This window comes from Vibrio sp. 1159, from assembly GCF_033340395.1.
Lineage (GTDB): Bacteria > Pseudomonadota > Gammaproteobacteria > Enterobacterales > Vibrionaceae > Vibrio > Vibrio alginolyticus.
Window position 1 is genome coordinate 76,309 of the sequence record NZ_JAWOWL010000010.1, and the last position, 21,177, is coordinate 97,485.

The following is a 21,177-nucleotide window of genomic DNA, read 5'->3' on the forward strand; positions in this document are numbered from 1 at the left end:
TTTCCTATAGGAAATTTTTGGTTGATTGTTCCCGTCACAGGCGCTATGTTACCAACTTGTTAGATGTAGAGATGCATATTTCCGTAAGAGATTGGTAAAGGAAACACGCAATCCAACGGAGTTTTTGCCCAAATTTAGGGCCGGATGTTCACTCTGTTCTGCTACGCAGTTCAGCTGTTTTTGAGGACAAATGAACCACAACCGCAAATCATAACTCATCTATTGCGGGTTCATTTTCAGATTTGGAAGGTCAACTACCATGAATAAGAGTTACCCTAACCACAGCTTGGAAAACTTTTTCTCTACCAACCTCTCTGCGACAGATGATGCTGTCTTTGCTGGAATTCAAGCGGAATCCGCTCGCCAAAACGAACAAATCGAACTTATCGCTTCTGAGAACATTGTTTCTAAAGCGGTAATGCAAGCTCAAGGCACATGCCTAACAAACAAATACGCTGAAGGCTACCCAGGTCGTCGTTACTATGGTGGTTGTGAGCACGTAGATACAGTGGAAGCCATTGCTATCGAACGCGCAAAAAAACTTTTCAATTGTGAATACGCAAACGTTCAACCACACTCAGGCGCACAAGCAAACGGCGCAGTAAAACTAGCACTGCTTCAACCTGGTGACACCATTCTTGGTATGTCTTTAGACGCAGGTGGTCACCTGACGCACGGTGCACGCCCTGCACTTTCTGGTAAATGGTTTAATGCAGTTCAATACGGTGTTGATCGCGAAACACTGGAAATCAACTACGAAGATGTTCGTGAGCTAGCACTTGAGCACCAACCTAAAATGATCATCGCAGGTGGTAGCGCTATTCCACGTACTATCGACTTTGCAAAATTCCGTGAAATCGCAGACGAAGTAAATGCAATTCTTATGGTCGACATGGCACACATCGCCGGTCTTATCGCAACAGGCGCGCACCCTAGCCCACTGCCACACGCACACGTTGTTACGACTACAACACACAAAACATTGCGTGGCCCTCGCGGCGGTATGATTCTTACTAACCACGAAGACATCATTAAGAAAATCAACTCAGCCGTATTCCCTGGCCTACAAGGTGGCCCACTGATGCACGTTATCGCAGCCAAAGCGGTCGCATTTGGTGAAGCGCTTGGCCCTGAATTTAAAACTTATATTGATTCGGTGATCAATAACGCAAAAGTCCTAGCGGAAGTATTGCAAACTCGCGGTTGCGACATCGTAACTGGTGGCACAGACACGCACCTAATGCTGGTTGACCTTCGTCCGAAAGGGTTGAAAGGCAATAAAGCAGAAGAAGCTCTAGAGCGTGCTGGGATCACATGTAACAAAAATGGCATCCCATTCGATACAGAGAAGCCTATGATTACATCGGGCATCCGTTTAGGAACGCCTGCGGGTACAAGCCGCGGCTTTGGCGCTGAAGAATTCAAACTCATCGGTAATTGGATTGGTGACGTACTGGACGGTTTAGTGAACAACCCTGAAGGTGACGCAGAAGTTGAAAAACGCGTTCGCAAAGAAGTAAAAGAACTTTGCAGTCGCTTTCCTCTATACCAGTAAACGATTTTTTTGAAATCATAATAATTCCTGACAAGTTATTCGGAGATTAAGCAATGGACAAAACACTGAAGTTTGCAGATAGCCACGAGTGGGTACGTGACAACGGTGACGGCACAGTAACAATTGGTATTTCTGAGCATGCACAAGAAATGCTAGGTGACGTGGTATTCGTTGACCTACCAGACGTAGAAGACGAAGTTGAAGCAGGTGAAAGCTTCTCTCTCGTTGAATCTGTAAAAGCAGCGTCAGACATCTACGCACCAATCACTGGTGAAATCGTAGAAATCAATGAAGAACTAGAAGACAGCCCAGAGCTAATTAACGAAGAGCCGTACGAAGGTGGCTGGATCGTAAAAGTGAAGATGTCTGATGTATCTGAACTAGATAACCTGAAAGACGCAGACGAATACCTAAACTCTATCGAAGAAGAGTAATTAGGATGTGACGAAAGCTGTTCCCTAGCCTGTTTAGAGAACAGCTTTTTTTCTAGGTTCGGACGTATAATTTAATTTATTAGTAACGCAAATCCGTTACCCGAACCAAGGAGTAGGTAAAGGACAATGACTGAATTACTTCAAAGCCTCAGCACACAAAACGAGTTCGTTGCTCGCCACAATGGACCAAACAAATCTGACCAACAGAAAATGTTGGAAGCGATCAACGCAGTTAGCCTAGATTCGCTTATCGACGAAACCGTACCAGCACAAATTCGCCTAGAGCAACCAATGAGCTTGGCAGAAGCGAAAAGCGAAGCAGACATGCTGGCAGCAATGCGTAAGTTCGCCGATCAGAACCAAGTTAAACGTACATTCATTGGTCAGGGTTACTACAACACCTTCACGCCGAACGTGATTCTACGCAACGTGATGGAAAACCCGGGCTGGTACACCGCTTACACCCCTTACCAACCAGAGATCTCACAAGGTCGTTTAGAAGCACTTCTAAACTACCAACAAATGGTGATGGATCTTACTGGTATGGAAATCGCGAACGCGTCATTGCTTGATGAAGCAACGGCAGCCGCAGAAGCGATGACACTTTGTAAGCGTGCGGGTAAAAGCAAGAGCAACGTATTCTTCGTTGCTGACGACGTTCACCCACAAACCATCGAAGTGGTAAAAACTCGTGCGAAATTCATCGGCTTTGAAGTCTTGGTTGGTTCTTTAGAATCACTACCAGAGCAAGACGTGTTCGGCGCACTAGTTCAATACCCAAGTACAACAGGTGAAGTTCGTGACCTAACGGACATCATCGCTAAAGCGCAAGCAAACAAAACACTAGTGACTGTAGCAACGGACCTTCTTGCTTCTACCCTACTTAAACCTGCAGGTGAAATGGGCGCAGACGTAGCAATCGGTTCAGCACAACGTTTTGGCGTGCCGATGGGTTACGGCGGTCCACACGCTGCTTTCATGGCAACGCGTGATAAGCACAAGCGTACAATGCCTGGTCGCGTTATCGGTGTTTCTATCGATACCAACGGTAACCAAGCACTGCGTATGGCAATGCAAACGCGTGAACAGCACATCCGTCGTGAAAAAGCGACTTCAAACATCTGTACTGCTCAAGCACTGCTAGCGAACATGGCGTCTTTCTACGCGGTTTACCACGGCGCAGAAGGTCTACGCACGATTGCTCGTCGTACGCACCACATGACAGCCATCCTAGCCGCTGGCCTAACTAAAGGCGGCTTCGAGCTTGCTCACAACAGCTTCTTCGACACCATCACTATCAACACAGGTGCACAAACTGAAGACCTATACGCGAAAGCACTAGCCGCAGACATCAACCTACGTAAGTTGGGTACTCAGCTAGGTGTGAGCTTCGACGAAACCACAACCGTGGCAGATGTAGAAGCCCTATTCGCAGTATTCGGTGTGAAAGAAGAAGTCGCAGCACTATCAACTGAAATCGCAGGCAACGAGTTTGCAGCCATTCCAGAAGCATTGCGCCGCACAACAGAATATCTAACACACCCTGTGTTTAACACGCACCACAGCGAAACACAGATGATGCGTTACCTAAAACAGCTAGAGAACAAAGACTTCTCACTCACGCACGGCATGATCCCACTGGGCAGCTGTACGATGAAGCTGAACGCAGCAGCAGAGATGATTCCAGTAACTTGGCCTGAGTTTGGTTCGATCCACCCGTTCGCACCAGCAGAACAAGCAGCTGGTTACGCTGCACTCGCAAAAGACCTTAAAGAAAAGCTATGTGAAATCACTGGCTATGACGCATTCTCACTACAACCAAACTCTGGTGCATCGGGTGAGTACGCAGGTCTTATCGCGATTCAACGCTACCACGAAAGCCGTGGCGAAGGTCACCGCAACGTATGTTTGATCCCAAGCTCTGCGCACGGTACTAACCCTGCGACAGCATCTATGGTGTCAATGAAAGTGGTTGTGGTTAAGTGTGATGAAGAAGGCAACATCGACATCGACGACCTAGCAGCGAAAATCGAGAAACACAAAGACAACCTATCAAGCATTATGATCACTTACCCTTCTACGCACGGCGTTTACGAAGAGAAAGTGAAAGAAGTGTGTGAAATGGTTCATGCCGCTGGTGGTCAGGTTTACCTAGACGGCGCTAACATGAACGCGCAGGTTGGTCTAACATCACCAGGCTTCATCGGTTCAGACGTTTCTCACCTAAACCTACACAAAACCTTCTGCATCCCGCACGGTGGTGGCGGTCCGGGTATGGGTCCTATCGGTGTGAAATCTCACCTAGCTCCTTTCTTACCAGGGCATATTGAAGACGGTGTAGAAGGCGCAGATTTCGCAGTATCAGCAGCAGATATGGGTAGCGCTTCTATCCTGCCTATCTCTTGGGCTTACATCGCAATGATGGGCGAAGCTGGCCTAACAGATGCTACAAAAGTAGCAATTCTGAACGCAAACTACGTGATGGAAACACTTCGCCAACACTACCCTGTTCTTTACCGTGGCAAAAATGGCCGCGTAGCGCACGAATGTATTATCGACATTCGTCCGCTGAAAGAAGAAACAGGTATCAGCGAAGAAGACATCGCGAAGCGTCTAATGGACTACGGTTTCCACGCACCAACTATGTCGTTCCCTGTAGCGGGCACGCTAATGGTTGAGCCAACGGAATCGGAAGATCTAGAAGAGCTGGACCGCTTCTGTGATGCGATGATCGCTATCCGCGAAGAAATGGAGAAAGTGAAAAACGGTGAATGGCCACTGGATAACAACCCACTTGTTAACGCGCCACACACACAAGTTGATCTTTCAGCTGAAGATTGGGACCGCCCTTACTCTCGCGAGATTGGCTGCTTCCCGTCTAAAGCGACCAAATCTTGGAAGTACTGGCCAACGGTAAACCGCGTAGATAACGTATACGGCGACCGTAACCTAATCTGTTCATGCCCAAGCATCGATAACTACGAAGATTAATTTTTGTAGTCTCTAAATCGACAAAGGCGAACCGTTTGGTTCGCCTTTTTGTTTTTGGTGTGCCGCCCTAACACTTGTTGATACATCGAGAAGGAATGATGGCTAGTTATTGTTTGCACAAAAGTGATTTAGAAATACAGTAACTTCTGAGAACCTATGAATTAGCACTAATATCTCAGAGCCTTAAAGGCTTGTTGGAAACTCCTCATGAACACTATGCTATGCAGGTGCTATGTAGTTTCTAGTTCAGTTGCAGTAAGTCCCATTTATTACCATAGAGATCTTGGAACACCACCACTGTCCCGTATTCTTCCACACGAGGCTCTTCATTAAATACAACACCATTTTTCTTCATCAACTCGTAGTCACGCCAAAAATCATTAGTTTGCAGAAACAGGAAAACACGACCACCTGTTTGATTTCCTACTGCATGCGTTTGCTCCGGTGTACTCGCTTGAGCTAAAAGTAGGTTTGTACCATTGGAGTTTGGAGGAGAAACTTGAACCCAGCGTTTACCACCACCTAGGTTGGTATCTTCAACCAGAGTGAATTGAAGTTTTTGAGTATAGAACTCGATAGCATCGTCGTAATTTTCAACGACTAGAGCAATGTTTCCGATTTGCTGCTGAACAGTTTTGGCCATGATGATTTCCGCTGTGTCAAAACGCTAATTGTACGCTATTTTGAGACTTTTCCAGAAAGCACGTAACGCCTTGCAAAGGTTTAAGGCACACAATACGAATGTTTACGCACAGCGCCTTTGTCACTAGAACCGACAAACAATATAGCTGCCACCAGTGTCGAATCTTGATTGAGCAACTTATTAAAGCCTTAGCTATAACTCAAGAGTAAACCTCTAACCTAATAACGAAGGCTGCTCGTATACCATGGTATTATAGTTCTTCTAGTTTTCCCTTAGCTAAATCTTCTTGTTGCTTAAGGAACATGAAGAAGTTTGCCTCACTGATAAACGGGTTACCGCTTGTGCCGAGCTTCTTCCTATTTTCAAAAAGGAAATTTTTATGTGGATGGTTCGAAAGGTTAACGTTCACAATAGGTGCCTGTAGTGAAATTTTTCTAATTTTCTCCATGCTAGTCAGGAACTGGCCAATAACTTCTGGATCATTGCTACTTACGCTATGCCCACCAACGATAAAAGCACGATATTGTTCGCCATTATCTTCAACAGCGAAGTCTAAGGAATAATCACCTTCCGTGTGGCCAGGTGTGAGATAGAACTTAAACTCATGTCCACCAATAACCATGGAGCTATCGCTTTTTATCTCTATGTCTAAATTTGGAGGAAGGAACTTGTTCTCACCTTCGCTTTTGTTTGATTGCTGTATAGATAGTTCATGAGCGCTTTTGGTCATCACGACTTTGGAACCATACTTCTCTTGAAGTAACTGGGCGCCCCCAACGTGGTCAGAATGCCCATGAGTTACCAATATGTGCGTTATTGGCTTATCTTTTAGCCCTAGCTTCTCTAGGTTGATAGGTATCCACTCAGAGTAAGGGAAGTCAAGCGTATCAATGATAACAAGTCCGTCTTCTGTAGCAATGGCATATGATGAGACCCACTTGTCTCCTACATAATAGACATTATCAAACATCTGAAATGGTTCTACATAACCGTTCTTATCATTCATTGCTGGAACATATTGACTTAAGGAAGCAAAAGACGAAGCACTGAAAAGTAAACCTACAATAATTTTTTTCACGAAATCGCACACAAATATATCCTTAATAATTTCTTATAGAACTTCGCGGATGAGAAAGCTCTAAACGATTTTCAGAGGCAAATACAACTGCAAATACTTTCTACTTAGCTTGAGTTTTAGCTGACCGAATCACTTGTAAACTCGAATCCCATTAACTGCCTATGTATTCATGATTCTTTTAGAGGTTAAATAAATGAACTCAATTGAAGCAGAGTCATGAAGCTTCACTTGAGGTTACCGGCACAGCACAATGTGATAAACCTCTTTCAAGCAAACATTTGAATGCGATTTTTCCAATTTAAGACATGTTCAATAAATGCATCAACTCTTGCAGGCCTTTTATCGCGGTCTCGATACATAATGAATACTTCTTTACCCGAGCATTGCCATTCCGGCAACAAAGGCAGCAGGTTATGTTGATCATGATTTAGCTCATGAAAGTAATAGGTTGGAATCCACGCAATTCCTAAACCATGGATGACGGCGTCTCTAACTAGTAGTACATCATTTGAAGTGAATTGAAACTTTAGCGGATGATCAAATGTTTCATTGGTGATTTGATTAACTAATTTCCATTGGCTGTCGTTGTTTACCGTAATTAGGCGATGATGAACAAGTTGTTCTGGATGGGTAATCGGTTGGTGTTGTTCTAAATAGCTTCGTGATGCACAAAGCGCAAATGGAATCGACCATAATTTCTGAGCAATCCAGTCTTGTTCAATAAGATCACCAAGACGAAAACTAACATCGACACGGTTAGATACAAGATTGATTTTTTCATTCTGTACATCTAAATCGATACATATCTTCGGATGTTGCTCTGCAAATTCATAAACGCACCGCTTTAACCACATCTGTGTCATGTTAATTGGCGCTGATAGTTTTATCGTTCCGCTTAAAGACTGACGCTCAGTCGCAATTCTCGATGTCACATTATTTAAGCTAAGAAGTAATGGCTCACAGAGTTGATAATATTTTTCGCCATCAGTTGTTAACGCAAAGTGGTGTGCACTGCGGTTAAATAGTCTGCAATTTAAGTTTGTTTCCAGCCTTTTTAACTTCCGGCTTAGCGTGGCTAACGGGACATTAAGACGCTCAGATGCTTGTGTTAGGCTTTGATAACGAGCAACAGAAACGAATAACAAAAGGTCATCCAAAGAGTGACGTTCCATATTTGGGATTAACCCTCTTAAATTTGGCTATTAAAAATCAAATATGAAATATATAGCATTATCGCGTCAAGTTAATTTTTATCAGGAAGATCTATGTCTAAGCATTTATCAATTTGGTGCGGTGTTGTTGTCGCTATCTTTTTTTGGTCTAGTAATTTTAACGTAATAAAGGCTATTAATAGCGATGTCTCTCCTTTGGATTCAGCGACGTTACGGTTTTCCGTTGCAGCTTTAATACTCTTGTTGATAAGAGGTACTAAACGCTCTCCATATGGAGCCAAGCTCACACGAAAAAGTATGTTGTCGTTGTTTGTTATAGCAACCGTGGGTGTAACTATCCAAAACTTCTCTATTTTCTCTGCAATGAGCTTTACTACCCCAGTGAACGCAGCGGTTGTTCAGGCAAATCTACCACTTGTCACTATCTTGTTGTCGGGCTTTATTCTCAAAACTTCCATTTCGGTTAAAACTATTTTAGGTGCACTAATCAGTTTTTGTGGAGTGGTAATCGTCATTACAGGGGGAAATATTCATTCTATTAGCAGCAATAGTAATATTGGTGATCTATACATGTTATTTGCTTTAATTAGTGGGTGTTTATACACAATTCTAGCGAAGCGTTTAACATCTCATATCCCAGTAACTCAGCAGTTACGTTGGGTGTTAAGTATTGGTGCCATTCAAATGGTCGCTATAGCGATGTACCACGGCGACTTTAGCCGTAGCTTAAATGCCATAACATTTAAAGACCTAGCATTAATAGCTTACATGAGCCTGTTTGGAACTTTGATTGCTTATTACTTTTGGATGAAAGGCGCTATCGTTCTTGGTCCAGATAAAATGTCTCCATTATTTAATATTATGCCGGTATTCACTCTACTGATTTCGTCCATTTCTGGTGATCAGGCTCAATGGGAAAATGTTTTAGGCGTCTTTATCGTTGCGGCTGGTGTGTATATAGGTAACTCAGCACCTTTTGCTCGTTTACGGAAGGTGGTGGAGTAAAAATAGACGCCAACCTTAAGTCGCATTATTTAGAGCAATACTTTGTTAATTGGCATAAGTTTTCTTGGTTTCCAATAGGTACATTTTTTCGCTTTCGTCGTTCACTCTTTTATCTAACTTTATTGAGTGCATGTCGAAAATCTTCAATCTTTTGCTAAGAGCGTTTTTTACTATGTAAAAAACAAAGGAGAATGACCATGAAAAAACGACTCAAATATATTGAAGTAGCGCCAAAAGCAATAGAAATCCTATACGCTCAGGAAGCTTACTTCCATGAACAATTTAGCCAATCAGAAACTATGAACATGATCATATGGGAACTGGTTAAGTTACGCATATCGCAAATCAATCAATGTGCATTTTGTATCGACATGCATAGTAAAGATGCGCTTAAGTTAGGTGAAAAGCCGGAACGCATATGGGGGCTTAGTGCATGGAAAGATATGCCATTCTACAGCGATGCAGAACACGTTGCACTAGGTTGGGCTGAATTACTAACTGCTGGCCTACCAGTAGATGATGATACCTATCAGCTGACCTTGAATACCTTCGGAGAAGAAGCTATGGTCAACCTAACAATTGCAATCAACGCGATCAATAGTTGGAACCGAATAGTTAAGGCATTTAAGCCAAAGGTTGGAGTCTATAAACCTCGATAATTCTATTTGACGGTTCTTACTTGTAAGCCACTGCTTATACCTCAACTTAATAGGATGAAAAGTACATGTGTATCACTTTCTCATTTAAGTTGAGGTTAAATAGGATGATTCATTTGAACTTAGAATTTGATATTTTAAAACCTCAAAAGGCTTTAGCTGGCTATGTTCAAGCCATTTGGTCAGCATCCGTCAAACCTGATACGACGCAAACCGTACGTAAACAATTACTCAGTGATGCTGGTACAGGTGTGGTATTCATTTTACAGAATGAAGTACAAATGGATGGTGAGTGGCAAACGCCAGGGGTTGTCCTACTACCTATAAGCATTCTGGCACATCAGGTCTGCCTACCGCCAGGTGCGGTGATGACTGGCGTACGCTTTCATCCTGCTGTTAGTTATCAACTATTTGGTAAACGTCTAGAACAGCTATTGCGGATTCAAGACGACCACCCTTTGGCTTCTTCTGCGCTAGCAACATTTGAGTCTCTGCAAACAGCGCGTTCGCCATATGCAAGGATTTCTACGTTATATCGCTGGGTTCAAACACTGATTGACGAATATGAACCGCGGTATGTCGGCCACATTATTGACCAACCTACAGGGACCATCAGTCAGCGCCAGAGAGAGCGCAATTTTCAGAAATGGTTGGGGATTACTCCTAAACATTACCAACGCATTAAACGAGTTAAGCACACTTTAGAGCAACTCCGAGCGCAACCCGATCTTACTTTATCGGAGTTGGCGCTAGAGCAAGGTTTTTCCGATCAAGCACACATGACTAGAGAGTGTAAGCAGATTGCGCGCATGACACCGAAGCAGTATGTCCGAAAGAGAAACCTCTAAACCTTATTAGCTTTCTACATCAAACCCAATTGATTCAGAATCGACCATATACTTGTTACAATGTTCGATCATATATCACCTACTTTTTCGATCGCTCATTCCAGCTTGATGTGAGTTGGTTAGCTCGCTTTTGATGCCGCGTGCCGCTCTACCATAAACGCGATCGCTTCTTCATTTAAGCAAGATTTGCTGATGTATTGGCGTTGTTTACCAAGGTGAAGGATAAAGCCCAAATCAGTTTGTTCGAATTGGTCGATATCATTGATAGCTAGGTAGAGTTGGTAATCATGCTGTTCAACACGGCCACAGTATTCAGTGCCTCGGTCAGTCAAATTCTCGGTATTAGCATAGGTCGAGCTCCAACGTTGAAGTATTCTCTCTGGGTGCTTTTCTAAGGTTGTTAGGACTTTTCTTACTGGCTCTAGTCAACTAAAGCTTGTACTTGCCTATCTGTCATCGGACTCTCAGCATCCTTTAACACCGCCCAACGAAGAGCTTTTTGCATGTCATTGTTTTTCGAGCGTCATCAACAGCCAGTGTAATAACTGCACAATATGGAACCAGTCGAGAGTAACATTCGCTTTCGGAAGCTCATCTTTGACACCACTCCAACCTGCCCAGGCACATCGATGAGCTTTATAGTGAACTCGAGGTATTTTCGCTGTGATATAGCAATGGTGCTGAAAAAGTTGAGATGGCGCCATGTTTTATCGGTTATAAAAAAACAACCATTTTCGCGGTAGCTATTGTTAACTGGTCTTCATGATAAGAATTCAGAATGAGACAATGAGTATGCAAGCTTACGAAATGGACGTGGATAGGTACTTTAACGAATAGCTCGGTATTTTTTTGCCAGAGGGAGTCTACTTATGTTTACCCCATGAAAGTAATAGACATGTCATTTACATTATTTTTTAAAGTATGCCTAGATATAAGCTTTGACATGACTTATTTTTGAGAATTGGGGCGGTCCTAGGCTAGCACTTGAGAGCATTAGGACATAGTATCGTCTCACGCGTGGATATGGGTTGACCTATGTACAATATTGGTAAACAAATGACTAAAATACTGGTTTCCCTTATGAGTGCCACAATATTATTGCTCTCAACAGGTTGTAACGCAGATATGTTTAATTTCTTCAAATTAAAAAAGTTTCAATACATACTTAGCTCAGAGATCACTGGTCGCTTATACTTAGACGGGAAAGCGTTTACTAGCGAGGTAGTTTATCTACACACGGCTTTTTCTAAAAACCGTTATATCACCGAGACAATTACGTCAGAAAATGGTTATTTTCATTTCCAACCTACATATCACTATCAGACGTTTAAAGAACCTGCCCTTCATGAATCCTCTAGCTACATTGGTATTTACATTTTTGTAGATGGCAAAAAATACTACTTACTAGAGGCTCGCTTTTCTGACGTGAAACCCTATGAATTTATTTCAGATAATCTTCTTGATTTAAGTTGTGAGATTAATTCGGACGAATATCGTTACTTTTTTAAAAATAAATTTGTTGAGAATGGCCTCGATCTTGAAATTATTAGTAGGTGTGATTTGAAAGGATTTTCTGAAAAAATATTACTAAATAAGGACACGTAATGGCAAAGTTAACACCAAAAATGGCTTCAGAAATAGCGGATATTCCTTACAAAGCTTATGAAAATAATGGCCGTTTTATCATGCCGGGCAAAAACAGTTTTTCAAATCACTTTTCTTTTTCTGAAGATGATGTATTTGATGGTTTTACAGGCGGTGTAGCGGGTTTATCCAATGTACCGGTATTGCGTAAAGTTATCCCTGGCTTGATGAGAACTTCAGAGGCGTTTGCAGTGGTTGGCACTGGTAAAGGTTCTACATTTGAGAATGAAATTGTCATTTCAATTCGAGGAACACAAAATGCTAATGACTGGATCACAAATGCGAATATAGGGGTGAAAGGATCACCAAACGGTTCGCCCGCTCATGCTGGTTTCAACAATTGTTTTCAAAGTCTTAGCCCCAAGTTGAAGCAGTATATTATGCAGATGAATCCTAAACCAAAACGTATACATTGCGTTGGGCACAGCTTAGGTGGAGCACTCGCATCACTTTGCGCTGATTGGGTGCGTAATGAGATGAAGGTCAGAACCACCTTATACACCTTTGGCGCTCCTAGAGTTGGTCTGGAAGCATACGCACGCTCATCGGAAAAGCTAAACGATGGTGTTTATCGATGTACGCATGGTGCTGATCCTGTACCCAAAATACCGCTTTGGCCATTTATTCATGCTCCAATCTCAACAGGCGAGTACCGCTTGGACTCTGGCACTGGGTTAAGCATATCAGCCCATTTGATGGCAAGAAACAAAAATCCGGGTTACTTAAACACTGCTTCCTCGGATTCTTGGGGAGCGTTGAAGAGGAAATCGAATGACCACTTATTTACCCCTATCCGTCTAAAGTATGAGCAACGAAATCAAGCTTCTTTTTCGGAGTATTGGGCCGATAGAATACAGGGCGCACTTATCACCTATTTGAAAGATGTGGCTCTTTTGTCAACGGTAACGATTCAAGCAGGCGTGATTGCTGGCTTGACCTTTTATGATTGGCTTTCAAGAAAGCTAGAAGCCGTTGCTAAATCATCTAAGCGCAATGAAGAGCAACTAAAAGGCTTATTAGGCCATATGCTTGTTTTTGCCGGTCACTATGGGACCATCGTTGAGGATCTATCCGCCCGATTCATTAGATGGGTTTTCGAAAGAACCATTGGACGACTAGTCAGAGTATCTAAACAAGCGATATCGTTGCTAAGTTAACCTAACCATTGCAATGGCATAGTAACGTGAATGCTTAGTTAGAGGTGAACTCGTCACCTCATAAGTTAACTGGTGACATTGACATAACGCCGCTAAATGGGATTCTTATTAAGCACTTTTTAGATGAAACTTTCTAACCAAATCGGGTCGCGATTTATCAAAACGAATTTGAAAATAATGAATTTTTCACTATTTTCAAATTCGTGATTAGGAGCCAAAATGTAGGTTTACAGTTTCAACTGTTTTTGGATTTCTGTTGGAAAAGTAACTTAAACAATTGACATTAAATAGATTTAATGGGAAATGGCTCTTACAAAACCCGAACTGCGCCCCCTTCCAAGCTGATGATGATGTAGGTTCGATTCTCGCTGTACACTCCATTCTCATAGGCTACTTTACCTAAAGCTTCGAACGCCTCCCATGGGGCTCGAATCGCAATTCCATGGATAGCCCCCTCAAATCGAATAAGTTTCTTCCGCATAGAAGTTACCTTTAGACGCATAAGTCCAACACTGGCCACATGAACTTTATTAGGGAAAACCCAACAAACTAACGAATGTCAAACCTTTGCCGAACATAGTAATCGAGCAAAAATGCTCTAGAAGTTGGCGTCATCACTGTAGGCTCACAATAAACTATCTCATTGTCACTTTTTTGGTTCAGTTTACACACTAACTCCGCAGCACACTTAAGGAGTCCATATACTGGAAAGACGCAACCAGAAACACCGAGTGTAGTGGTTCAGATTTTGAGCCTGAATCAGAGCTACCCCATAAGCATCAAACTCTAAGATCAAAAAAGCAAACCCACGGACTCGCTTTTTTGTTAGCTCGCTTTTGATGCCGCGTGCTGCTCTACCATAAACGCGATCACTTCTTCGTTTAAGCAAGATTTGCTGATGTATTGGCGTTGTTTACCAAGGTGAAGGATAAAGCCCAAATCAGTTTGTTCGAGTTGGTCGATATCATTCCAAGCGAGGCTGCGGTCAACTTTACCGCTTTTGTAGCGTACGCCATCTGCATTCACTTCAAACACCACTTTACTGCCGCGACTTGAGCTGATGGTTTGACGCCACAGCCACCAAGTTCTTTTGAAGTAAACGCTGCACGCTTCAATCACACTCAATACGATAAAGAACCAACCGACGTAACCGTTAGGTAGCAGTTCAAACTCCAATAAAACCACACCAAAAATTAGAAAGAGGATCCCTTTCAAATACGCTTGCGGGAACTTAACTGGCTGGCTAGTTTGATCATAACACTCAGCAAAAAATGGCTTGTCGAGTGTGTATTCTGTAGTGAATTCGAAATCTTTAGACATGTATGGTTACTTCAAGGCTTCTGTAAATGAGTATTCTTGGTTGCACTCTTGCAACGCGAGCATTGTAGCGCTTCTCTGGCTTTATCTTTAGCCCTTTTGATACTGTTTTGTAAATCAATGATAACGAAACATTAGAAGACCTCGGTGCACTCGCCAAGATCAAACAAGGCGAACCATTTGGCTCGCCTTGTTAATTAATGACCTATATGACTTATGAGGTTTTCTACTTTAGAGGGTCGTTGTCTGGCAATGCACTGTGTATCCAGACTGCCAGTCGGTGTTTGATGCTTGCGCCGTCTAGCTTGCTTTCCGGTAATGGGGTGATCTGTTTGGCATCAACCAAGAATAGGTAAATCGCTTTTACTCTTAGAGGTTGTGGTGACTGAGGAAGGTCAAAGCCTTGTAGCTTCGCCATCTTCCCACCAATCTCTAGTGCCTTCTTAACCAGTTTGTCTTCATTGTGAAGTTTGGAGCTTTTTGACATTGATAAATCCTCTTCTTCGCTTCAATTAAGAATACATGAAGTGTCGCGTATGGCGTGTTAGTAAGCTCGCATATTGATAAGTTTATGCCTTCTTACCGAGTAACTGATTGAAAAACGACCTTAATTCGTCATCACCAAGATTGAGCAGGTAGTCACCAATATACCATTCAACAATCGATTGATTTGGATGTGCCGTGACTTGCGGGTTACCAAACCAAATGCCCTTTTCCGTGGCAAACGTGTGTTGGAGTTCTTTCAACTCTTCGCAGCTAAATGGCAGGATAAGGTGCAACATGTTTGCTTGAGGCTGGGTTGGTCTCACCGCCAAAGATGGGAACTCTTCAATGATCTTGTAGATCTGTTTTGTCCGCTCAAACAGAGCCGGCATTTGTGACAACCTTTCATCAAACTGCATTGCCGCAGACACCACATAAGGTGTTCTGTGATAGAGGTTGCCACCTTGCCGCTTCATCCACATTGAAGCCAGTTCAATGAACGACTTTGAGCCAAGCAACATAGATCCGCCCATGCCGTTGATGCCTTTGTAAAGTGAAACATAGGTCGTATCAAAACCAGCGGCGATCTCGCGGTATTCTTTCTGATAGTAAGCTGCGGTTTCCCAAAGTCTTGCGCCATCCATATGGAGATGAATTTTGTTTTCGGCGCAGTACGCTTTGATTTCTTCCAGTTCTTGCCATGAAGGTAGCTGACCACCAATTTCTCGCATCGGGAGTTCATAAAGAACGGCTGCGATTTCATCCGGCCAAGCAGTGAGATCCTCAAGCTTCCATGTTTGATAAGGGTTCCCTACTGGCAAAATACTAAAGCGATGTTGAAGCTGATAGCCTTGTTTTTCATGCACCGGAATATGGCTAGATGCGTGCATGGCGACAATAGGATTACGCTTTTGTCTTGTGACAATTTCAAGCACCGTTGGCTGCGTCATCGTCCCTGTTACAACAAAAAGCCCTGCCTCGTAACCCAGCAGATCGGCAACCTTTTGCTCGAACGCTTGAATCGTTTCTCCCTCACCGTAGACATCGTGATTTACGTTGTTCTCTTCGCACCACTTTGTCATTTTCGCAAAGTGTTCGGCTGGAGAATCTTCTTTATTACCAGAGAGATGGATATGACAAAGCTGTTTTAGGTGGGCACTCATTGTTCTGTCCTTTGAATCAAAGCTTCAACAATGTAACTTGTTAAAACGGAGGCGTAAACTGCATTTTCGCGATGTATTTTCTGCGTATGCCTCCGTGCTGAACCTCCGGTTGGACATAGATTTAACTTAAGAGTGATTTACGCAGAACAAAGATCATGCTCACCGTAAACAAGCCATTTAGGTAAATATGCGGCTTCTGGAATCGTCCAGCCATACTTATCGTATGCTAATGCAGCAAGACCAGTCAGTTTCAGAGAAACATTTCCTTTTGGCGAATAGCGAACATCTTCATTCATGTAGAACTGGTAATGCGCCTCTAACGCATCCCTCAGTGCCTCTTGATAATGTGCCTCATCGCCATCGATAATGGCAACAAACACATTCACAAATGGAATAAACAAAGAGTGTACATATGGCACTCTGGTTGATTCTAAGTATTGCGGAGAAGATTTCTCCATCACAGTTTGCAATAACTCAGGTAACGCTGATGAATTGCTAAATACACCGTTAACGAACTCGACTAGTGCAACATTAAACGGCGTCTTTATAGAAACTAACGACTCATCCATGATGGTCATCAGCTCTACGCAGCGCCAATCTCTCGCTGCCATTGCTAAACAGATTTCATCCAACCAAGCATCCATTGTTCCTTCTGCAACAGAACGGTTACCCACTTCCGAAAAGTGTCGGTGCCCAACGGAAAATTCAACCACTTGGTCTGAATGATTGGCCAGCAAGTACACGTTATTCAGTAACTCAAGCGCCCTTTTTATGTAAGCTGGCGAGGCCTGATGTTGTCCGAATTCGGAAGCGGTGAAGAATGCCTCAAGCGAATCCCAAGCATCGCCTTTCATTCTTTTAAGAGGTTGCTTATAAAAAGATTGTTTTTCATCAAGCATTCTTTCCCAGAAGCTGTAGAAATCTTCATCTTCTTCACGAAAAATACGCAATTTTCTTTCTTCAGGTATCTCTAAATAATGATTCTTCATTGGTTCCATCGTTCCCTAGCCTCTCATTATAAGTTGTTCTAATTTTTTGCCGTGATGATATTCATACTCAAAATCAAGCCGTGAATGATGCCGAAGTTGATTTATAAAATCAATTTATAATCAGTATGTTGTATCGAAAGTTAATGCTTAATTGAAATGAATCGAAAAGCCGAAAAACATTTGAAATATAAGGCTACCGCACAAGCCGCGATGGGTAAGCCAGAACGTACCTGTCCATAAACAGTGGACGACGAACACTGACTTTGTGGAGTAAAGATAGACAGATATTCACCATTGTGTTCGCCTTTCTTTTTCTGTCGCTTTCGATAATACTCTTGCGCAATATTACTCAGCTGGAAAATTTTATGCCTCAAGCAAACTCTGTGGTCGTACTCGACTTTGAAACCACAGGTCTCTCTCCTACTTTAGGTGATCGCGCAATAGAAATTGGTGCAGTAAAGTTAGTCAATGGCGAGGTTGTCGATAGTTTTCAGCAACTCATGAATCCCGGTTTCAGAGTGAGTTCTTTCATTGAGAACTACACCGGCATTACCAACAATATGTTGCGATCGGCACCAAGCTGCGAAGAGGTAATGGCGTCATTTAGTGAGTTCATTGCAGGCGAAAACCTTATCGCTCACAACGCGTCCTTCGATAAACGATTTTTAGATGCGGAGCTTGAACGAATCAACTGTGGTTATTCGGGTGAGTTTGCTTGCTCCTTACTAGTGGCAAGACGGCTCATTCAAGAAGCCCCATCACATAAGCTAGGTGAACTTGTTCGCTATAAAAATATCGACAACGACGGTGTTTTCCACCGAGCACTAGCCGATGCGCAAATGACAGCCAAGCTTTGGCTCTTAATGGTCGAAGGGATAGAAAACTCAGGCGTCGAAAAACCAAGTTTTCAGTTGATGCAAACGGTCAGTAAAACAGCCAAAGGAAAAGTCGACCTGCTACTCGCCAAAAGCCGTGCGTAACCCCCTCCGAACTAAAAGCTGATTCTAGTCTCTTCGACGTTTAAGTGATTTTCGATATACATGCGATATTGGCTATATCTGTCAATATCGCAGTGCTTCTTATTCAAAACAAAGATCGCCTGGGTCACTCTATCCTCCAAAACTTCTAAAAAAATCGTGAATTATGTCTCACCGATTTAGATACTCGCTATAGTCACTCGAGACAATACGCAACAATTCGAGGTGTATTCACTGACTACTGATTTGTAAGCGATGATCAACAATGTTTTTCTGTTCTTAGAACAGTTTGCAGCTTTACTCATACTCGTACTGATTTCTGTTTTTGCTGTTGGCTTTTTATTTTTTGGTAAGGAAGCTCAAGAGTTTACACCAAGCATAAAAGGACGTATTACGAAGAACGATACCCCCATAAAGAATGCAAATGTAGTACTTACCATTCGGTCAGAAAATCGTTCTTTCGAACGTAGCTTCACCACGAATACAAATGGGGAATTCAAGTTTGATCCTGTTTTCAGAAAAAGGAATAAAGTTCTAAGTATTTTCGACGGTCTATTTCAAACAATATGCAGTGTAGAAGTGACCACAACCGTTGCCAATCAAAAGGTTGTTATTTGGAAAGGAGTTTTCAGGCATCATGTCATCGGTATGAAGGAAAGAGTAAATATGTCTAATTTAAACTGCGAAGCCACCAACCCCATCAGAAAGTTTGAATTTCAATCCCATGGGGATTCCGTAAGTAGTCAATGTGACTTAAGTGATTACTTAAAAGTAAACAGATAGAGTAATGTTTACTCTATCAAACTCCTCAACTTCCTAATCCGAAAGCGGTAGTTCGCTGGTCTCACCAACCAAACTGGCTTACTATGCCAGGTACCTAAAACGCTTTGTGAGTCACTCATGAGCAGAAAAAATAACAAAAATCTCAGCATTCTTCTTAAACTCAGCACCTTTATTGCACCTTATAAATGGCGGGTTGCGGCAGCCTTGGTTGCCCTTGTCGCGACAGCAAGTTTGACGTTATCCGTTGGCTATGGAGTGCGCATTCTTATCGACCAAGGCTTTGCTCAGCAATCATTGCAAGAGCTCACCAATGCGATTCAGTTTATTGTCGGTGTCACATTGTGTATTGCCATTGGGACTTTCTTTCGCTTTTACCTTGTCTCTGCCGTAGGTGAGCGCGTTAGTGCGGATATTCGCCTTGCGGTGTTTAATCATGTGATTACGCTGCATCCGAGCTATTTTGAGACCAACAGTAGCGGCGACATAATGTCGCGCCTGACTACCGATACCACATTGCTGCAAAGCATTATTGGTTCATCGTTCTCGATGGCGATGCGTAGCGCTTTGATGTGTTTTGGTGCCATCATTATGTTATTCGCTACCAACGTTAAGCTCACGCTGATTGTGCTTGCTTCTGTGCCTTTGGTTTTGGTGCCAATTTTGTTTTATGGACGACGCGTGCGTGCTCTCTCTCGCCAAAGTCAGGACTCAATGGCCGATGTCGGAAGCTACGCTGGAGAAGCGATAGAACATATTAAAACCGTGCAAAGTTTTAGCTCAGAGTCGCATGAACGAGCGGCTTTCGCTGTCGAGGTGGAAAAAGCTTATGAAGTAGGCAGACAGAGAGTAAAGCAGCGAGCGATCCTGATATCAGGCGTTATTGTGATTGTGTTCAGCGCGATTTCAGGCATGCTTTGGATAGGCGGCAGCGATGTGATTCACGGAAAAATGTCTGCGGGTGACCTAGCCGCATTTGTGTTTTATGCCATTATGGTTGCCTCATCGACTGCAACCATTTCCGAAGTCATGGGTGAATTGCAAAGAGCCGCAGGTGCTACCGAACGGCTGATTGAGATCCTTCAAGTAGCCAGTGATATTAAAGCGCCAAGCAACCATTTGCCTGTCCGTGCCGACATGCCTGCTGAGGTTAACTTTAATTCGGTGAGTTTCAACTACCCTTCTCGCCCAAATCAACCAGCTATCAAAGAGTTAAATCTAACTGCTGAACAAGGAAAAGTGTTGGCGTTGGTCGGCCCTTCTGGTGCCGGTAAAACAACACTATTCGAACTGCTGCAACGCTTTTATGATCCGCAAAAAGGGCAAGTGTTGTTTGGTGGTGAAGATATTCGACAGTTCGATCCAAACGAGCTTCGACGTCAAATGGCGCTCGTACCACAACAACCAGCGCTGTTTAGCCATGATGTTTTCCATAATATTCGCTACGGTAATCCTGAAGCGACGGATGAACAAGTTATCGAAGCCGCGAAAAAAGCCCATGCCCATGAGTTTATTGAGAAGCTTCCCGAAGGCTATCACAGCTTTTTAGGCGAGCGCGGCGTTAGGCTATCGGGCGGACAAAAGCAGCGTATTGCGATTGCTCGCGCGATTCTAAAAGATCCAAAAATCTTACTGCTAGACGAAGCTACCAGCGCCCTTGATAGTGAAAGTGAACATCACGTTCAGCAAGCACTTGAAGCTCTAATGAAAGGACGCACAACGCTGATTATTGCTCATCGTCTTTCGACTATCCAACATGCGGATAAAATTGCGGTGCTCGACAATGGCGAGTTAGTCGATGTTGGTAACCACCAATCATTAATGCAAAGCTGTGAGTTGTATCAGCGACTTGTGGCATTGCAATTTAAGCACTTGGAGTAACGCCTAGTTAAGCGTTCAAAAGTAAGCAAAGGCGGACCAAATAATTTAATAACAGGAGTTTAACGATGTTTTTGTGTCAGTCCAGCGAGCCTTGGCGAGACTAAGAATCTAGCTCTGAGTGGTTAATGAGATAATTTAGACCATGAAGAGCTAGGATAGAAGATCCCACATCATGTCCGATCGTCGCTGTACAAGGTGACGAAATACAAAAGATGCCACTCGCAGTTAAACGAGCGGCATTAAACCAAGCAGCTCGCCTTTTAACAAAGGAATTCCAGTAAGAATCCAGTAACCAACGTATTCTCCCTTCAACTAGAAATACTCGTTCACAACTACCATATAAAACCCAATCAACTTCATTTGTAACAATTCAGGTTTCAAAAATAGGAAATCATTACTGAAAA

At 43.1% G+C, this 21,177-nt stretch carries 20 protein-coding genes and 1 pseudogene; 11 read left to right on the forward strand and 10 right to left on the reverse strand.

The features are described from left to right. Nucleotides 1-259 precede the first annotated feature (259 nt). From R7127_RS10215 to gcvP, 3 genes are all read left to right on the forward strand, one after another. The gene (locus tag R7127_RS10215; RefSeq protein WP_005376430.1) at nucleotides 260-1,555 is read left to right on the forward strand and encodes a serine hydroxymethyltransferase; all 1,296 of its coding nucleotides are present in this window, start codon (nucleotides 260-262) and stop codon (nucleotides 1,553-1,555) included. A gap of 53 nt (nucleotides 1,556-1,608) precedes the next feature. Beyond that, nucleotides 1,609-1,989: a glycine cleavage system protein GcvH gene (gene gcvH, locus R7127_RS10220; RefSeq protein ID WP_005376432.1), complete on the forward strand. Its 381-nt coding sequence runs from the start codon at nucleotides 1,609-1,611 to the stop codon at nucleotides 1,987-1,989. Between the two features lie 126 nt (nucleotides 1,990-2,115). Further along, nucleotides 2,116-4,980: an aminomethyl-transferring glycine dehydrogenase gene (gcvP, locus tag R7127_RS10225; protein ID WP_017820968.1), complete on the forward strand. Its 2,865-nt coding sequence runs from the start codon at nucleotides 2,116-2,118 to the stop codon at nucleotides 4,978-4,980. Between the two features lie 241 nt (nucleotides 4,981-5,221). Here gcvP and R7127_RS10230 read toward each other — a convergent pair whose 3' ends face one another. The 3 genes from R7127_RS10230 to R7127_RS10240 form a co-directional block, all read right to left on the reverse strand. Continuing rightward, entirely contained in the window at nucleotides 5,222-5,623 is a 402-nt protein-coding gene (locus tag R7127_RS10230) for a VOC family protein (RefSeq protein WP_005388788.1), read from the reverse strand. 250 nt (nucleotides 5,624-5,873) lie between these two features. Next, a complete protein-coding gene (locus R7127_RS10235) occupies nucleotides 5,874-6,701 on the reverse strand; it encodes an MBL fold metallo-hydrolase (RefSeq protein WP_225455282.1) in 828 nt (275 codons plus the stop codon). 266 nt (nucleotides 6,702-6,967) lie between these two features. Next, nucleotides 6,968-7,873 carry a LysR family transcriptional regulator gene (locus R7127_RS10240; protein ID WP_054730378.1) on the reverse strand — a complete coding sequence of 302 codons (906 nt, stop codon included), beginning with the start codon at nucleotides 7,871-7,873 and terminating at the stop codon, nucleotides 6,968-6,970. A 93-nt stretch (nucleotides 7,874-7,966) separates the two neighbouring features. Here R7127_RS10240 and R7127_RS10245 point away from each other — a divergent pair, with 93 nt between their 5' ends. The 3 genes from R7127_RS10245 to R7127_RS10255 all read left to right on the forward strand — a co-directional run bounded on the left by R7127_RS10245 (nucleotide 7,967) and on the right by R7127_RS10255 (nucleotide 10,382). Beyond that, a complete protein-coding gene (locus tag R7127_RS10245; RefSeq protein WP_033906525.1) occupies nucleotides 7,967-8,878 on the forward strand; it encodes a DMT family transporter in 912 nt (303 codons plus the stop codon). Between the two features lie 197 nt (nucleotides 8,879-9,075). Then, nucleotides 9,076-9,537, forward strand: coding sequence for a carboxymuconolactone decarboxylase family protein (locus tag R7127_RS10250; RefSeq protein WP_033906524.1), 462 nt, complete (start codon nucleotides 9,076-9,078; stop codon nucleotides 9,535-9,537). Nucleotides 9,538-9,641: 104 nt separating this feature from the next. Continuing rightward, on the forward strand, nucleotides 9,642-10,382 hold the full coding sequence (locus tag R7127_RS10255) for a helix-turn-helix domain-containing protein (protein WP_172563782.1): 741 nt from the start codon (nucleotides 9,642-9,644) through the stop codon (nucleotides 10,380-10,382). A 119-nt stretch (nucleotides 10,383-10,501) separates the two neighbouring features. On the opposite strand, the pseudogene R7127_RS10260 reads toward R7127_RS10255, so the two are convergent. Continuing rightward, a pseudogene (locus tag R7127_RS10260) lies at nucleotides 10,502-10,654 on the reverse strand (YcxB family protein); the annotation flags it as partial. Nucleotides 10,655-10,888: 234 nt separating this feature from the next. Beyond that, nucleotides 10,889-11,086 carry a transposase gene (locus R7127_RS27045; RefSeq protein WP_033906523.1) on the reverse strand — a complete coding sequence of 66 codons (198 nt, stop codon included), beginning with the start codon at nucleotides 11,084-11,086 and terminating at the stop codon, nucleotides 10,889-10,891. A 352-nt stretch (nucleotides 11,087-11,438) separates the two neighbouring features. On the opposite strand from R7127_RS27045, the gene R7127_RS10265 reads away from it, so the two are divergent. Together R7127_RS10265 and R7127_RS10270 are read left to right on the forward strand one after the other, a co-directional pair. Next, nucleotides 11,439-11,987: a DUF6795 domain-containing protein gene (locus R7127_RS10265; protein WP_033906564.1), complete on the forward strand. Its 549-nt coding sequence runs from the start codon at nucleotides 11,439-11,441 to the stop codon at nucleotides 11,985-11,987. Further along, nucleotides 11,987-13,183: a lipase family protein gene (locus R7127_RS10270; RefSeq protein ID WP_033906522.1), complete on the forward strand. Its 1,197-nt coding sequence runs from the start codon at nucleotides 11,987-11,989 to the stop codon at nucleotides 13,181-13,183. Before R7127_RS10265 ends, R7127_RS10270 begins: the two co-directional genes overlap by 1 nt. A gap of 310 nt (nucleotides 13,184-13,493) precedes the next feature. On the opposite strand, the gene R7127_RS10275 is transcribed toward R7127_RS10270, so the two are convergent. The 5 genes from R7127_RS10275 to R7127_RS10295 form a co-directional block, all read right to left on the reverse strand. Next, complete coding sequence (locus R7127_RS10275; RefSeq protein WP_162564176.1) at nucleotides 13,494-13,664, reverse strand: hypothetical protein; 171 nt, start codon at nucleotides 13,662-13,664, stop codon at nucleotides 13,494-13,496. 344 nt (nucleotides 13,665-14,008) lie between these two features. Beyond that, on the reverse strand, nucleotides 14,009-14,503 hold the full coding sequence (locus R7127_RS10280; protein WP_033906521.1) for a YcxB family protein: 495 nt from the start codon (nucleotides 14,501-14,503) through the stop codon (nucleotides 14,009-14,011). Between the two features lie 223 nt (nucleotides 14,504-14,726). Continuing rightward, nucleotides 14,727-14,987: a DUF5062 family protein gene (locus R7127_RS10285; protein ID WP_005376453.1), complete on the reverse strand. Its 261-nt coding sequence runs from the start codon at nucleotides 14,985-14,987 to the stop codon at nucleotides 14,727-14,729. Between the two features lie 82 nt (nucleotides 14,988-15,069). Beyond that, nucleotides 15,070-16,146, reverse strand: coding sequence for a threonine aldolase family protein (locus tag R7127_RS10290; RefSeq protein WP_033906520.1), 1,077 nt, complete (start codon nucleotides 16,144-16,146; stop codon nucleotides 15,070-15,072). A gap of 137 nt (nucleotides 16,147-16,283) precedes the next feature. Continuing rightward, nucleotides 16,284-17,144, reverse strand: coding sequence for an immunity 49 family protein (locus R7127_RS10295; RefSeq protein WP_033906519.1), 861 nt, complete (start codon nucleotides 17,142-17,144; stop codon nucleotides 16,284-16,286). A 356-nt stretch (nucleotides 17,145-17,500) separates the two neighbouring features. Between R7127_RS10295 and R7127_RS10300 the strand changes: the two genes are divergently transcribed. From R7127_RS10300 to R7127_RS10310, 3 genes are all read left to right on the forward strand, one after another. Continuing rightward, the gene (locus R7127_RS10300; protein ID WP_005376459.1) at nucleotides 17,501-18,115 is read left to right on the forward strand and encodes a PolC-type DNA polymerase III; all 615 of its coding nucleotides are present in this window, start codon (nucleotides 17,501-17,503) and stop codon (nucleotides 18,113-18,115) included. A 252-nt stretch (nucleotides 18,116-18,367) separates the two neighbouring features. Further along, nucleotides 18,368-18,895 carry a DUF6795 domain-containing protein gene (locus R7127_RS10305; RefSeq protein ID WP_033906518.1) on the forward strand — a complete coding sequence of 176 codons (528 nt, stop codon included), beginning with the start codon at nucleotides 18,368-18,370 and terminating at the stop codon, nucleotides 18,893-18,895. Between the two features lie 117 nt (nucleotides 18,896-19,012). Next, the gene (locus tag R7127_RS10310) at nucleotides 19,013-20,773 is read left to right on the forward strand and encodes an ABC transporter ATP-binding protein/permease (protein ID WP_172563780.1); all 1,761 of its coding nucleotides are present in this window, start codon (nucleotides 19,013-19,015) and stop codon (nucleotides 20,771-20,773) included. Nucleotides 20,774-21,177: the final 404 nt, after the last annotated feature.

Coding starts and splice junctions, on each gene's coding strand:
- R7127_RS10285 (WP_005376453.1), bottom strand. CDS start 14,987: ATGTCAAAAAGCTCCAAACTTCACAATGAAGACAAACTGGTTAAGAAG.
- R7127_RS10255 (WP_172563782.1), top strand. CDS start 9,642: ATGATTCATTTGAACTTAGAATTTGATATTTTAAAACCTCAAAAGGCT.
- R7127_RS10270 (WP_033906522.1), top strand. CDS start 11,987: ATGGCAAAGTTAACACCAAAAATGGCTTCAGAAATAGCGGATATTCCT.
- R7127_RS27045 (WP_033906523.1), bottom strand. CDS start 11,086: ATGGCGCCATCTCAACTTTTTCAGCACCATTGCTATATCACAGCGAAA.
- R7127_RS10295 (WP_033906519.1), bottom strand. CDS start 17,144: ATGGAACCAATGAAGAATCATTATTTAGAGATACCTGAAGAAAGAAAA.
- gcvH (WP_005376432.1), top strand. CDS start 1,609: ATGGACAAAACACTGAAGTTTGCAGATAGCCACGAGTGGGTACGTGAC.
- R7127_RS10290 (WP_033906520.1), bottom strand. CDS start 16,146: ATGAGTGCCCACCTAAAACAGCTTTGTCATATCCATCTCTCTGGTAAT.
- R7127_RS10240 (WP_054730378.1), bottom strand. CDS start 7,873: ATGGAACGTCACTCTTTGGATGACCTTTTGTTATTCGTTTCTGTTGCT.
- R7127_RS10265 (WP_033906564.1), top strand. CDS start 11,439: ATGACTAAAATACTGGTTTCCCTTATGAGTGCCACAATATTATTGCTC.
- R7127_RS10275 (WP_162564176.1), bottom strand. CDS start 13,664: ATGCGGAAGAAACTTATTCGATTTGAGGGGGCTATCCATGGAATTGCG.
- R7127_RS10300 (WP_005376459.1), top strand. CDS start 17,501: ATGCCTCAAGCAAACTCTGTGGTCGTACTCGACTTTGAAACCACAGGT.
- R7127_RS10230 (WP_005388788.1), bottom strand. CDS start 5,623: ATGGCCAAAACTGTTCAGCAGCAAATCGGAAACATTGCTCTAGTCGTT.
- R7127_RS10280 (WP_033906521.1), bottom strand. CDS start 14,503: ATGTCTAAAGATTTCGAATTCACTACAGAATACACACTCGACAAGCCA.
- R7127_RS10215 (WP_005376430.1), top strand. CDS start 260: ATGAATAAGAGTTACCCTAACCACAGCTTGGAAAACTTTTTCTCTACC.
- R7127_RS10250 (WP_033906524.1), top strand. CDS start 9,076: ATGAAAAAACGACTCAAATATATTGAAGTAGCGCCAAAAGCAATAGAA.
- R7127_RS10310 (WP_172563780.1), top strand. CDS start 19,013: ATGAGCAGAAAAAATAACAAAAATCTCAGCATTCTTCTTAAACTCAGC.
- R7127_RS10305 (WP_033906518.1), top strand. CDS start 18,368: ATGATCAACAATGTTTTTCTGTTCTTAGAACAGTTTGCAGCTTTACTC.
- R7127_RS10245 (WP_033906525.1), top strand. CDS start 7,967: ATGTCTAAGCATTTATCAATTTGGTGCGGTGTTGTTGTCGCTATCTTT.
- gcvP (WP_017820968.1), top strand. CDS start 2,116: ATGACTGAATTACTTCAAAGCCTCAGCACACAAAACGAGTTCGTTGCT.